At 68.5% G+C, this 12,349-nt stretch carries 10 protein-coding genes; 7 read left to right on the forward strand and 3 right to left on the reverse strand.

The window, feature by feature from the left end; translation table 11 throughout:
- Positions 1–27: 27 nt before the first annotated feature.
- Both ACFY93_RS14115 and ACFY93_RS14120 read right to left on the reverse strand, forming a co-directional pair.
- Positions 28–2,304, reverse strand: coding sequence for a hypothetical protein (locus ACFY93_RS14115; protein WP_391357601.1), 2,277 nt, complete (start codon positions 2,302–2,304; stop codon positions 28–30).
- 91 nt (positions 2,305–2,395) lie between these two features.
- The gene (locus ACFY93_RS14120; protein WP_391357603.1) at positions 2,396–2,785 is read right to left on the reverse strand and encodes a hypothetical protein; all 390 of its coding nucleotides are present in this window, start codon (positions 2,783–2,785) and stop codon (positions 2,396–2,398) included.
- 449 nt (positions 2,786–3,234) lie between these two features.
- On the opposite strand from ACFY93_RS14120, the gene ACFY93_RS14125 reads away from it, so the two are divergent.
- The 3 genes from ACFY93_RS14125 (at position 3,235) to ACFY93_RS14135 (ending at position 6,249) form a co-directional block, all read left to right on the forward strand.
- Positions 3,235–3,870 (forward strand): hypothetical protein, encoded by a 636-nt coding sequence (locus ACFY93_RS14125; protein ID WP_391357606.1) that lies wholly within the window; start codon positions 3,235–3,237, stop codon positions 3,868–3,870.
- 33 nt (positions 3,871–3,903) lie between these two features.
- The gene (locus ACFY93_RS14130) at positions 3,904–5,001 is read left to right on the forward strand and encodes an ImmA/IrrE family metallo-endopeptidase (protein ID WP_391357608.1); all 1,098 of its coding nucleotides are present in this window, start codon (positions 3,904–3,906) and stop codon (positions 4,999–5,001) included.
- A 315-nt stretch (positions 5,002–5,316) separates the two neighbouring features.
- Positions 5,317–6,249, forward strand: a complete 933-nt coding sequence (locus tag ACFY93_RS14135) for an SCO1860 family LAETG-anchored protein (RefSeq protein ID WP_391357611.1) — start codon at positions 5,317–5,319, stop codon at positions 6,247–6,249.
- Between the two features lie 501 nt (positions 6,250–6,750).
- On the opposite strand, the gene ACFY93_RS14140 is transcribed toward ACFY93_RS14135, so the two are convergent.
- Positions 6,751–7,851 carry a helix-turn-helix domain-containing protein gene (locus ACFY93_RS14140; protein WP_391357614.1) on the reverse strand — a complete coding sequence of 367 codons (1,101 nt, stop codon included), beginning with the start codon at positions 7,849–7,851 and terminating at the stop codon, positions 6,751–6,753.
- Positions 7,852–8,048: 197 nt separating this feature from the next.
- Between ACFY93_RS14140 and ACFY93_RS14145 the strand changes: the two genes are divergently transcribed.
- The 4 genes from ACFY93_RS14145 to ACFY93_RS14160 all read left to right on the forward strand — a co-directional run bounded on the left by ACFY93_RS14145 (position 8,049) and on the right by ACFY93_RS14160 (position 12,348).
- Positions 8,049–8,573: a CBS domain-containing protein gene (locus ACFY93_RS14145; RefSeq protein WP_391357617.1), complete on the forward strand. Its 525-nt coding sequence runs from the start codon at positions 8,049–8,051 to the stop codon at positions 8,571–8,573.
- A 29-nt stretch (positions 8,574–8,602) separates the two neighbouring features.
- On the forward strand, positions 8,603–9,931 hold the full coding sequence (nhaA, locus tag ACFY93_RS14150; protein ID WP_391357620.1) for a Na+/H+ antiporter NhaA: 1,329 nt from the start codon (positions 8,603–8,605) through the stop codon (positions 9,929–9,931).
- A gap of 343 nt (positions 9,932–10,274) precedes the next feature.
- A complete protein-coding gene (locus ACFY93_RS14155) occupies positions 10,275–11,633 on the forward strand; it encodes a potassium transporter TrkG (RefSeq protein WP_391357622.1) in 1,359 nt (452 codons plus the stop codon).
- Positions 11,626–12,348, forward strand: a complete 723-nt coding sequence (locus ACFY93_RS14160) for an NAD-binding protein (RefSeq protein ID WP_391357624.1) — start codon at positions 11,626–11,628, stop codon at positions 12,346–12,348. The genes ACFY93_RS14155 and ACFY93_RS14160 overlap by 8 nt, the downstream gene beginning before the upstream one ends.
- Position 12,349 lies beyond the last annotated feature (1 nt).

Genomic DNA, 12,349 nt, shown 5'->3' on the forward strand with positions numbered 1-12,349 from the left:
GGTCGAAGCCGTTGTGATGGGTGGGGTTCAGCTGTTCGTGTCGGTCATGTACTTGGCTGCCGTGCCGGCCCCTCGATCGTGGCCCTGGAGCATGTTGGTGGTGAACTTCTCGGCTGTGTCCTTGCCCTCTGGAGTGGTGGTGTCGATGTCCGAGCGGCCCTGCGCCCAGCCGTCGACCATGTAGGCGAGCTTCTCGTTGGAGCCGAGGTACTTGTCGGCGATCGCGGCATTCGCGGTGGCGTCGGCATCCGCCTTCATGGAATTGCCAAGATCCCAGGTCAGGGTGTCCACGCCGCGTTGCAGGGCATCGCCGTAGGCGATGGAGACCGGTCCCGTAGTGATGTAAAGCGGAGTCACCGCTCCACCGACCAGGTGGTAGGCGGCCTTCATCTTCCAGTCGACATCCGCGTATTTGTCCATGCGTTCATCGTTGAGGACGTCTTCCTTGATGGCGGTGTAGGCACCAAGGCCGCTGCCCATGTTTTCCAGCTTCTCGTCGATGTCGCCACGGGCCGCGCCTTCCGGCATCGTGCCGAGCTCGTTGCCGATGTGGCGGAGCTCGGCCTTTTCCAATGTGGCGTACGCCTCGGGATCGTCGGAAAGGCCCCGCAACACTTGAACAAGTTCCTTCCCGTTGGCGGCCAAGTGGGTGGAGCCGTCCTTGTCGAAGTACCCGTCCCCTCCGGCGGCGCGGATGTAGTCCATGTCCACCCCGGTGAGGATCTTGTGTGTGTCCGATCCGTACTCGCCCAGGGCATTGGCCAGGGGCTGGCGAAGGTTCGCGTGAATCTCGGTGTCCGTCCCCGAGGCCGGTGCCAGTTCCGTGATGATCGAGTGCATCACACGGGCCTGAGCCTCGCTGTGCTTCACGTCAGGCCATGGGTCCTGACCGGCTGCGAGCGGTGGATGTCCCGTCGCCGCAGCCTCCAGCGCAGCCCCCAGCCCGGTCCGGCTGAGCGGATCGTCCATCTCGATGACCGAGACCCCGGTGGTCACATGCTTGGGCCACTCCCGTGTCCCGTCCCCGCTGCCGGTCAGGTAGTGCAGGTGGTCGTTGCCGACGTGGTTGGCGCCGTCGCCGTTGCCGGCCGGGTCGAAGAAGGCGGTCGCGGCGTCCGGGTTGTTGCTCATCACGCCCAGGAGGCCGTCGATCGCGTCGGCGCGGATGCCGTCGTGGCCGGCCCCCCACTCGGTGAAGATGCCGGGATGCTTCTTCTCGGCCGTGATGAGGTCGTCGCCCATCTGGTACAGGAACTGGTCGTCGTACTTGGTGTCGCTGTGCTGCATCATGCTGACGAACGACTGGTAGCCGTACAGCGGGTTGGTGTTCGATCCGTAGTTCTTCGTGCCGGTCTTCTCCAGGCCCTGCGTCCACTGGCGGTAGAACGCGCCGTCGTCACTCGCGAGCCAGTCCTTGAACTTCTGCGAGCCGGGCGGCGCGTCGGCGACGGAACCGGGGACCTGTGTGGCCTTGGCGACGGTGTCGGCGAGACCTCCCTGGAGGTCCATGTAGACGCCTTTGTGGCTCTTGTCGGAGTCGTAGGCGAGGCCGTTCAGCTCGTTGGTGAACTTGATCGTCGCGTCGGGGCCCAGGCCGCTCAGGAAGGTCTGGCTGAACGCCTTGTCCTCGGAGTTGTCCCGGAAGGCGCGCCGCAGCTCGGCGAGGTCGGCGGCGGAGACCTTCTCGCCCTTGGCGACCCGGCCCGCGATCTCGTCCGCTTCCTCCGCCTCGTACTTCTCGATGTCGCCTTGGGCCTTGCCGTTGAAGCCGTTGAGGGTGCCGTCGTTGACGTCGGAGTCGATCACCACGGCCTTGAAGGCCACCTCGACGCCCTTGTCGGCGTCCGCCACGTCCTTCACCAACTGGTCGACGCGGGCCTGCCATGAGGCGACGCTCGTGCGGACGCTCTCCTGGTAGTCGGGGTCATGGTGGTAGGCGGTGCGTTCGCCCTCACTCAGTTGCTCGGTGTCGAAGGAGACCATGCCCTGGCCGGACACCCTCATACCCTTCGCCACGGCTTCGGCCCTGGCCGTCTCGAGCTTCTTGCGCAGGTCCACGAACTGCGTGTGCGCGTCCCGTAGCAGCGAGGCGATGGCCTTGGCCTCGGTCTGGGCGTTCTGGTACTCCTTGAGCGTCACGTCGAAACGCCGGTTGGCGGCGTCCGCGCTCAGGCCGATCCAGGTCTGGCCCATCGAGATGCCGTACACGTCGCGCTTGTACGCCTCCTCCTGTTTGAGGAGCTCCGCGGCCATGCCGTCCCACCGGTCGGCGGCCGTCGTGAGTGTGGACAGGTCGGTCGTCATGATCTCGTGGTACGTCGGCATGGGTCCCCGTTGTGCGTGGTCGCGTGTGACTGGCCGGGCCGGTCGGCGCTGAGGCCGGACCGTGGTGCGATCAGTAACCGTCAAGTGGCGAGATCTGACGCAGCCCTGAACCGACGCCCAGGTCTGTGCCCTGCAGCAGGATGTTGGTGCTGCGCAGAGCGGACTTCTCCGACGCGAGTCGGTTCATCAGGTTCTGGACCTGTTCACCCCACGTCGTGTGGGCCTTCTTGAGGGTCCCCGAAGTGACCCACCCGTCGCCGTCCTTCGGCTCGAACGCCTTGACGGCCGAGTTCGTCTCGACGTCCGCCCACTCGCCGGCCTTTTTCGTGTCCGGCTCGATGTGGTCCTCGATCGCCTTGGCCGCGGCTTTCTTCTCCGCGGGCGAGGACGCAAGGCCCGGCTGGCCGGCTCCCGGTGAGGAACTTCCCCCCGAATCAAGAGGCACCTGGTTCAGCCGCACACCAACGGGTCCCCCCTCGGCACCTATGTGCTGCTCTCCTGCTGGCTGCGTCATGAATGCCTTCCCCCGTGCGCTCAGTTGGCGTACGACGGTCAGGCTAGCAACGTGGGTGCGCACAAACGAGCGGGATGATTACGCATTCTGATGGCCTGGGCGTCCAGCGTTGATGGGGTGTGGAACTCATGACGTCCACGCGTGGACGCGCAGCGTGTGGCGGTGCTCCGCGGGGAGCCTGGCGAGAATCCGCTCCAACCGGGCTGAGCCAGGCATGGTCCTGGCAAGGCTCACCTTTCGATGCGTAGGTCGTTCACCCACAAATGCCTGTCTGCATAGGACAGTTCGCCGAGATGGCAAGGGCGAACTGATGTGCAGCCATGTGGGAGGTTTCAGAAACGTCACCTCGGTTGAGGTGGTATTTCTGAAACCATCGACACCTGGAGGACCAGACCTTGGCCCAGCCCGACCCCCAGCGGCACGCTCAGCAACTCGCCGAACTCGACGTATCGACAGACTTGTTCACCCTGGTGCTGAGCCTGGCACTGGAGGACGTGCGAGGATGCACGGACTTCGACGCCCCGGCCGCACGGGGGTTCCTGTTCTGGAGCCGGGCCAACCGCTACCTGGCGGAGCTGCTGGTTCCGGAGGGGTGGGGACGGACATCGCGGGACAGCATCCTGCGGGTGATCCACCCAGCCCGTACGCACGCCATCACGGCGATCAGCGCTGAGGGCGGCGTGGCCGACCTGGCGAAGCCGGTGCGGTCGAAGAACCCCAAAGGCCCCGCCATGGCGCGGATGGTCGACAGGAACGGCCAGCTGGCCTTCCTCTCCCGCGACGAGGTGGAGTACGGGGTGGAGCTGGACGAGCTCCCCACATGGTGCCTGCTGTACAAGCGGGAAGAAGGTCTCATCCGCGCTGAGCTGTCGCTGCCGGTGAAGATGAACGGCAAGTTCGTCGACGAGTGGCTGACCCGCATACCCATCAGCCTCCCGCCGATGGACGACCCAGGCTTCGACATCTCGCTCGATGATCCCGGGGACGACCAGGGCCCGGAGGTCGTCGTGGAGTTCCTGGGGGAGAATTAGCTGATCAAAGTACGACGTGGGAGTTGAGGCAACGTGTTCACGCCAGAGCGGCTGGTCCTCGCGCGCAAGCGTCGGCGCATGACCCAGGCCGCGCTGGCGGCGGCCGCCGGCCTGTCCGCGCAGAGCATCAACGCCTTCGAGAAGCACCGCAAGATCCCGTCCGCGGACACGCTCGCCTCCCTCGCCTGGATCCTGCGCTTTCCGGTCTCCTTTTTTCAGGCGGCGCCCGCGCCGGAGATGCAGCTGGACGCGGTCAGCTTCCGGGCGCCGACCAAGATGAGCGCGCTGGAGCGCGACGCCACGCTCAGCTCCGGCGCCATCGCCTCTGCCCTCAACGCGTGGATGGAGGAGCGCTTCCGCCTGCCGGCCTCCAACGTGCCCACCTACCCGCACCTGTCACCGGAACAGGCCGCCGAGCAGGCCCGGGCTGCCTGGGGACTGGGTGAGGCTCCCGTGCCCAACCTGGTCCACCTGCTGGAAGCCAATGGGGTACGGGTCTTCTCCCTGGCCCCCGACTGCCTGGACGCGGACGCATTCTCCACCACGCACGTCGGCACGCCGTACGTCTTTCTCAACACTCGCAAGACCGGCGAGCGCGGCCGGTTCGACGCCGCCCACGAACTCGGCCACCTGGTCCTGCACTCCGAGCACCGCATCCCCGGCGGTCGGGAGGGGGAGCCGGAGGCCAACGCCTTCGCCTCCGCCTTCCTCATGCCCCGGGCCGGCATCCTCGCCCAGCAACTGCACGACGCCTCTGTCGAGCGCATCCTCAGCGCCAAGCGCCGCTGGGGCGTCTCCGCCATGGCCCTGGCCTACCGGCTTCGCGACCTCGGCCTGCTCTCCGAATGGCGTTACACGCAGACCGTCAAGAAGCTCGCCCAGATGGGCTACCGCACCGGCGAGCCCGGCTCCCTACTCGCCCGCGAGAGCAGCCAGTTGCTGGCCAAGGTCTTCGACGCTCTGCGCACCAAGGGCATGACCGCCACCGACGTCGCGGTCGACATGGGCATCCACCCCGACGACCTCAACCACTACGTTTTCGGCCTCGTCCCGGTCCGCCTCGACGGAGGCGATCAGGGGCGGTCCCCCGACCCGGGACATCGGCCCGAGCTGCGACTCGTGCATGGCTGAGCTGTCGAAGCGGGACTACAGCCCGGATTCAAGGGGGCGTCGCAACGCTGCCTCGTCTGATCGAGAGCGGCTGCTCATTGAGGGCGGCCGGCGACGGGCCCGAACCGCAGGTACGGCCTGGTGTACACCCGCCGCACAGGTCCGCGATTCAAACAGGAGTCCCCAAACTTCCTCCTTGTGGTGAACCATCCGTGTGTCATCCGATCGGCCGCCCTCCGTCCTCGCAGGATGAGGCCCCGTACCTGCCCGCCGGGTCATTGTCCCGGTGCAGGAACGGCGTCTGCCAACTCCCCTCGCGTGCAAGGATCGCCCACGTTGACCAGAACCCTGTCCCCATCCGTCCGCCGCCTTGCTGCTGTGGCGGTCTGTGGCCTCCTCGTGGCCGGCCCTGCCATCGCGGGAGAGGCCACCGCCGCACCGGTCGCCGACATGTCGAAGGGCAGCGCCACCGCAGCGGCGTTCCGCGCCGCGCTGGACGTCTCCGGCGTCGGGCTGGACGGGACGGTGCCACTTCGAGCCTCGCTCAACGAGGTGCAGGCGCCCGCGACCGCCGAGGAGAAGACCCTCAACGTCGACCTCGACGGAGTCAACGGCGACCGCCCGGTCAATGTTCTGCAGGCCGACGTCGCCATGGCCAAAGCCGAAGTCGCGAGTGGTCGGGCAGTGGGGACCACTCACCTCGTGCGGGCCCGGGTCCATGTGCCGGGGCTGCCGGTGCTGCCCGTGATCGAGGTTGAGGAGGTGACCGCCACAGCCACCTGCTCCGTCGGACGGAAGCCGGCCGCGGAGTCCCAGGTACTTGGTGCCCTTACAGCGCTGGGCAAGCGGTTGCCGATGGTGGACGGCGGCACGGTGGAGGTCCCGAACGTGGGCAGGGTACGCCTCGCCCTCTCTCACAAGGAGACAACCAGCAGCACGGCCGCCGCCACTTCGGTCCAGTTGCAGGTCTCAGTGGACCCCTTGCAACTGGGCGTCGAGAAGGTGGAGGGCACCGTAACCCTGGCGCAGGCCACCTGTCGGTCCCCCCGACCCGCCTCCGAGCCGGCCATCCCGGCAGCGCCCCTCCCGCACAAGGCCATTCCAGCAGAGCCCCTCCCACACACGGCCAGCCACTCCGAGGAGACCAACCTGGCGGAGACTGGTGGCAACACGCTCACCCCGTACCTCCTGGCGGCAGGCGCGCTCCTCGTCACCGTAGGGGCAGGAGCCACGGCACTCGCCCACCGGCGAAGCCGTAGCCGCTACTGACGTCTCCGCGGACGGCGGCCCAGGCCAGAGCTGCACCACGGTCAGCCTCGGCCCGCCGGCCCCGCCCGTCAGACCGGCGGGTCGGCCAATGCTCGTGAGTGCGGCGACGACGAGGAGCGTTCCTTGCGAAACACTGGCTGTCCTGGCTCTGGTGGTGATCACGTTGGGTAGCTTCCGACGGAGCCACCGGATAATCGGTGATCTGCTGGGTCGGTCCCGGCTGCGAATCGCAGATCTTCCACGCCGTGGGGTCGTCCACCGGACGGTCCTGTCCGCTCGCGTCCTTGAAGGTTATGCCGAGTTGGGATCCCATCTGTTCGTATGCACCGCCGGCGTTGCCTCCGATGACATCCGGCATGGTGGCGGTGACCGGCTCGGGGTCTGCCGAGTGACGCGTCTCGACGGGCCCTGAGCCGGTCGCCGTGCTCGCCGAGACGTCCGGCACGGAGGACGTGCTGCATGCGGTGCCCAAGGCCGGGGCCGGGCACCAAGAGCCGGGGATCAGTCGAGTGGCTGCAGCGGATGGGACGGCCAGTTCAGCAGCCGGGCTCCCAGGGTGGCGGTCTGGAGGGTGTACCGCTCGTCGGGGAGCGCGGGGTCGTAACCGGTCAGAGTGCGGATCCGCGCGATGCGGTACGTCACGGCCCGGACGCTGAGGCCGAGGCGACGTGCGGTGACGGTGTGGGCACAGCCGCTGTCGAAGTAGGTGATGAGGGTGTGCAGGAGGGCGCCCGGTCCGCCGCGTGCCTGCTCCAGCCCGCCGAGCACGGTGGCCACCAGGTCGGTGATGGCTGCCTGGTCCCGGCCCAGGACCTGGAACACCAGCAGGTCGGACGCGTGGGTGACGCGACGGGGCAGGGTGAGCCGTTCTGCGAGTTCCAGGGTCTCGAGGGTTTCGCGATAGGAGCGGACGACGCCGTTCGCACCCGGGCGTGGCCGGCTGACGGCGATCCGGGGATGCCGGGCAGCCGACCTTGTGACCTCTTCGGCGAAGTGCTCGCAGGCGGCCGGGCTGCTTCCCCCGGCCACGCAGACCAGCAGCCCGTCCTTCGCCGTGATCAGGCATACGGGCTCGTGCCGGTGGGCGGCCATGGCCTCGTCCACATAGTGCGTGGCCGGGTCCATCGCGGTGAAGGGCGTCTTGGCCCGGGCCACGGCGACGCGGTGCGGTCCGGCCAGCCGGAAGCCGATGCGGTGGGCCTGTTCCGCCATCCGGCCGAGGTCGCCCGGGCCGCGTAGCAGTTCGTCGATGAAGGCGTGGCGTATCTCCTCCTCGCGGCGGATCGCTGCGCGGTGGGCGGATTCGTAGCCCTCGGTGAGAGCGACGGCCATGTCGCGCATGAGCCGCACCACGTACGTGGGTGTGACCGGAGCCGTCGCCCCCGCTGCCGGAGCAGAGGTGCGGCACTCTGCGCCGAGATGGGTGTCGATGAGGTCGCGCAGCGGGGTGCCGGACTCGGCCGCACGCACTCCGGTCGCGCGCAGCCGGGCGCGGTCGTCGTCATCGAGACCGATCCCTCGCGACAGGGCCCGAACCAGCACCTGCTCGTGCGGCGGCCCGTCCGTCGCATCGGGCGGGGTGAGTTCGCTGCTGCCAGTCATCGCGAGCCGTCCCTGCTGTCGACTCCGGGAAAGGCGATTTTACCGTCACTTTGCCGTCCGTCGGCAAGGAGTGACTTCCCCAGCTGTCCGCTGATGACCATCTGCGTCCCGGGTTTGCGCAGGTCATCCGGGTATGAACCCTCCAGTAAATCTTCCTGGGCAGTTCAGGGACGGCACATGCGCTGACGCGCTCGCCGATGCTGCCGAGGATCAGCCTGCTCGCCGCGAGCGACGACAACCCACCGGGAGTTCCTGTGCGCGCACGCGACCTCGCCCAGCCCTGCGCTTCCATCAGTACCCGCGATCCCCTTGCGCTGGCCGCCGACCGGTTGGTGGAGCAGCGGCTGTCCGCACTGTTGGTCGTCGACGCCCAGGGGCGTCCGATCGCCGTCGTGCGTGCGGAGCAGCTGATCGGCGCCTGCCTGCCGGGCTACCTCGCACAGGACCCGTTGCTGGTCCGGGTGATCGACGAGCCTCACGCCGACCGCTTGTGTGTGGCCCCGGCCGACCGGCTGGTCGCCGACTGCCTCCCGCCGGGCCGTCCGCGCCAGTTCTCCGTCGCGCACGACAGCACCGTCCTGGAGGTCGCCGAGCTGATGGCCCGGACCGGCTGCCCCGTGGTCGCCGTGCAGGAACGGGACGCCCACGGCGCTTCCCGCTACGCCGGGGCGGTCACCGCCTTCCGGCTGCTGGCGCACCTCCGTCAGGGCACGCACGCGTGAGGAGCCCGCAGCCCGCGAAGCGAGAGACCGTGACGAGCCCCGCACCCGGTCGCGGCCGTACCGTTCTCGAACGGCTCTCCCTGCCCGAACGCAGGGCCGTCGCGGACGCCCTGCGCACCGAGACCGTCGGCGGCATGCTGCTCCTGGCCGCCGCCACCACCGCCCTCATCTGGGCCAACTCCCCGCTGCGGAACTCGTACCAGGAGGTGCGCGACAGCCATTTCGGCATTCCCGCATGGGGGCTGGACCTGTCCGTCGCCCACTGGACGGCCGACGGCCTGCTGGCCCTGTTCTTCTTCGTCGCCGGCGCCGAACTGAAACGCGAACTCGTCGCAGGGGACCTACGCACCCGGTCCACCGCCGCACTGCCCGTGGTCGCAGCCTTCTGCGGAATGGCCGTTCCCGCTCTCGTCTACGGGGTCGTCGCGAGCTCGGGCGGCGGCAGCTGGAACGGCTGGGCCGTTCCCATGGCCACCGACATAGCCTTCGCTCTCGGCGTCCTGGCGGTGATCAACACCCATCTGCCGTCCGGGCTGCGTGCGTTCCTGCTCACCCTGGCCGTCGTGGACGACCTCGGCGCGATCCTGGTCATCGCGTTGTTCTACACCGCCGACCTCAACCTCATCGCCCTGGCAGGGGCCGCCCTGGGGCTGGGTGCCTTCTACTGGCTCCATCAGCGCAGGCGCATCCATGGCTGGTACTGGTACCTGCCTCTCGCGCTGGCCACCTGGGCGCTTGCCTACGTCGGTGGCGTGCACGCCACCGTCACCGGTGTCGCGATGGGTCTCATGCTCCGCACCAGTCGGCATCATCGGCTGGAGAAGGGGACCCTCGAACACATCGTCCATGTCGCCCGCCCCCTCTCCGCCGGGCTGGCCGTCCCCCTCTTCGCCCTGTTCGCCGCCGGCGTCACCGTCTCCGCCGACAGCCTGCGCGCCGTCCTCGACCGTCCCGAGCCTCTCGGTATCGCCCTGGGACTACTTCTCGGCAAGACCCTGGGCATCTTCTGCGGCACCTACCTGGCCGTACGCCTCACCCGCGCCCGCCTCAATCCAGCCCTCGCCTGGGCCGACATCCTCGCTCTGTCCGTCCTGGCCGGTATCGGCTTCACCGTCTCCTTGCTGCTGAGCGAGCTCGCCTACCCGTACCCCGCTCAGACGGATTCCATCAAGGCCGCCGTGCTTCTCGGCTCCCTTGCCGCATCCGTCCTCGCCACCGTGCTGCTCAAGATCCGCAATGCGAGATACCGGGCCCTCCACGAGCAGGAGCGCCTTGGCCTGCCGGGCGACGAATCCGAACAGGCCCGACTCAGCAGTTCGTCGGCCGGTGCCGCGACCCCAGGACACCGCAGAACCTGAGGACGCGTGCCTCCCTCCTGTGATCAGCACAGACCGGCACCCAATGACCATCGGGAACTCACCTGTAACCCGCGGATGCCGACCGCACCACCGTGACGCCGGCCGTCCGGAGGAGTGGAGGGACCGGAGGTGCGGTTTCGGACGGCCGCGGCAGCGTGCAACGGGTCCTTCACATGCTGCACCAGGGCCTCGCGGATTCTCGCCCGCGCCACCTGGGGGACGTTCCGCCGAGCCCGCGGGTAAGGTGTGCGGCCGGGATCTTGACGAGCCCTTGACACACGGCCAGGCGGGACGGGGGCATCACAACGGAGGGGCGACAGCGGTGACAGGGCGGGGGATGCGGATGCGGTCACAGTCGTCGCTGCTGACCGCGCACCCGGCTCGCTCGGTCGTCGTGGCCTTCGCCCTCGTGACCCTCGTCGGCGCGGTGCTGCTGGCCCTGCCGATCGCCACCGAGGAACGCGTCGGCGCCGGTTTCGTGACCGCGCTGTTCACCTCCACGTCGGCGGTCTGCGTCACCGGTCTGGCCGTGGTGGACACGGGCACGTACTGGAGCGGATTCGGTGAGAGCGTGATCCTCGCGCTGATCCAGGTCGGCGGCTTCGGGATCATGACGATGGCCTCGCTGCTGGCGTTGCTCGTCTCGGGGCGGCTGCGCCTTCGGATGCAGCTGACCGTGCAGGCTGAGACCAAGAGCCTCGGGATCGGCGACGTGCGCCGGGTTTTGCTCGGTGTCGCCGGCACCACGCTGATCGTCGAGTTGGCGACTGGTGCGATTCTCGCGCTGCGCTTCCGCTACGGGTACGGAGAGAGCATCGGCACAGCCGTGTACCTTGGCTACTTCCATGCCGTGTCGGCGTTCAACAACGCCGGGTTCGGCCTGCACGCCGACAGCATCACCCGCTACGCCCAGGACGCCTGGGTGACTCTCCCGATCGCCGCCGCCGTGATCCTGGGCGGCATCGGCTTCCCCGTCCTGCTGGAACTGCTGCGCCACCGGCACCGGCGGCGCACCACCGGACGGCGCAACTGGACCTTGCACACCAAGCTGACGCTGATCACCACCGCCGTTCTGCTGGCTGCCGGAACCGTGCTGACTTGTCTGCTGGAGTGGACCAACCCCGGCACCCTCGGCCCGCACGCTACGGAGGGCAAGATCCTCGACGGCTTCTTCTATTCGGCCATGTCCCGCACCGCCGGCTTCAACTCGATCGACATCGGCGCCCTGCACGCCTCCACGCTGCTGATGACCTGCGTACTGATGTTCATCGGCGGCGGCAGCGCCGGAACCGCGGGCGGCATCAAGGTCACCACGTTCGCCGTGCTGGCCGCCGCGATACTCGCCGAGGTCCGCGGTGAGCCCACCTCCTCGGTGCTGGGCCGCCGCCTGGCCCCGCACGTGCTGCGCCAGGCCCTGACCGTGGCGTTGCTGGGCATCGGTCTGGTCATCGGCTCCACGCTCGCCCTGCTCGCGCTCACCGAAGAGAGCCTGGAGGCGGTGCTGTTCGAGGTGGTCTCCGCATTCGGCACGGTGGGCCTGTCCACCGGCATCACCCCCGACCTCCCGGCGGCCGGTCACCTCCTGCTGGTCGGCCTGATGCTCGTCGGCCGCCTGGGACCGATCACGCTGGTCTCGGCGCTCGCCCTGCGCGAGCGCACCCGCCGTTACGAACTGCCCGAGGAGCGACCCGTCATTGGTTAACCACCTCACCTTCCTGCGCCGACGGCGCCGTAAGCGGCACACCGAGACGCAAGCCCAGAGCGGCGGTGACCAGCGTGTCGCGGTCATCGGTCTCGGCCGCTTCGGCTACTCCCTCGCCGGTGAGCTGATGCGACGCGGCTGGGACGTGCTCGGCCTCGACACCGACAGCCGGCTGGTCCAGAAGTACAGCGACGGCCTCACCCACGCAGCCGTCGCCGACTGCACCGACCCCGAGACACTCCGCCAACTCGGCGTCCACGAGTTCACCAGCGCCGTCGTCGCCATCGGCAGCGACATCGAGGCCAGCATCCTGGTCAGCTCCAACCTGCTGGAAGCCGGGGTGCCCAACATCTGGGCCAAGGCCGTCAGCCGCCAGCACGGCCAGATCCTCGAGCGCCTCGGCGTCCACCACGTGGTCCTGCCCGAGCACGAGATGGGCGAGCGCGTCGCCCACCTGGTCACCGGCCGCATGCTGGACTTCATCGAGTTCGACGACGACTACGCCCTGGTGAAGACCGTCGCCCCGGACATCGCCACCGGCGTCCCGCTCGGCCAGAGCCAGGTCCGCAGCAGGTACGGCGTCACGGTCGTCGGCATCAAGCGCCCGGGCGAGGACTTCACGTACGCCACCGCCGAGACGGTCGTCCAGAAGGGCGACGTCCTCGTCGTCACCGGCAAGACCCGCGCCGTGGAGACCTTCGCCGAAATGAGCTGAG

The sequence above is a fragment of the Streptomyces sp. NPDC008313 genome, from assembly GCF_042956125.1.
In the GTDB taxonomy this organism is placed as follows: domain Bacteria; phylum Actinomycetota; class Actinomycetes; order Streptomycetales; family Streptomycetaceae; genus Streptomyces.

What these genes read in the sequence shown, in the direction of transcription:
- ACFY93_RS14155 (WP_391357622.1), top strand. Translation starts at nt 10,275, where the DNA reads ATGCGGTCACAGTCGTCGCTGCTGACCGCGCACCCGGCTCGCTCGGTC.
- ACFY93_RS14140 (WP_391357614.1), bottom strand. Translation starts at nt 7,851, where the DNA reads ATGACTGGCAGCAGCGAACTCACCCCGCCCGATGCGACGGACGGGCCG.
- ACFY93_RS14115 (WP_391357601.1), bottom strand. Translation starts at nt 2,304, where the DNA reads ATGACGACCGACCTGTCCACACTCACGACGGCCGCCGACCGGTGGGAC.
- ACFY93_RS14145 (WP_391357617.1), top strand. Translation starts at nt 8,049, where the DNA reads ATGCTGCCGAGGATCAGCCTGCTCGCCGCGAGCGACGACAACCCACCG.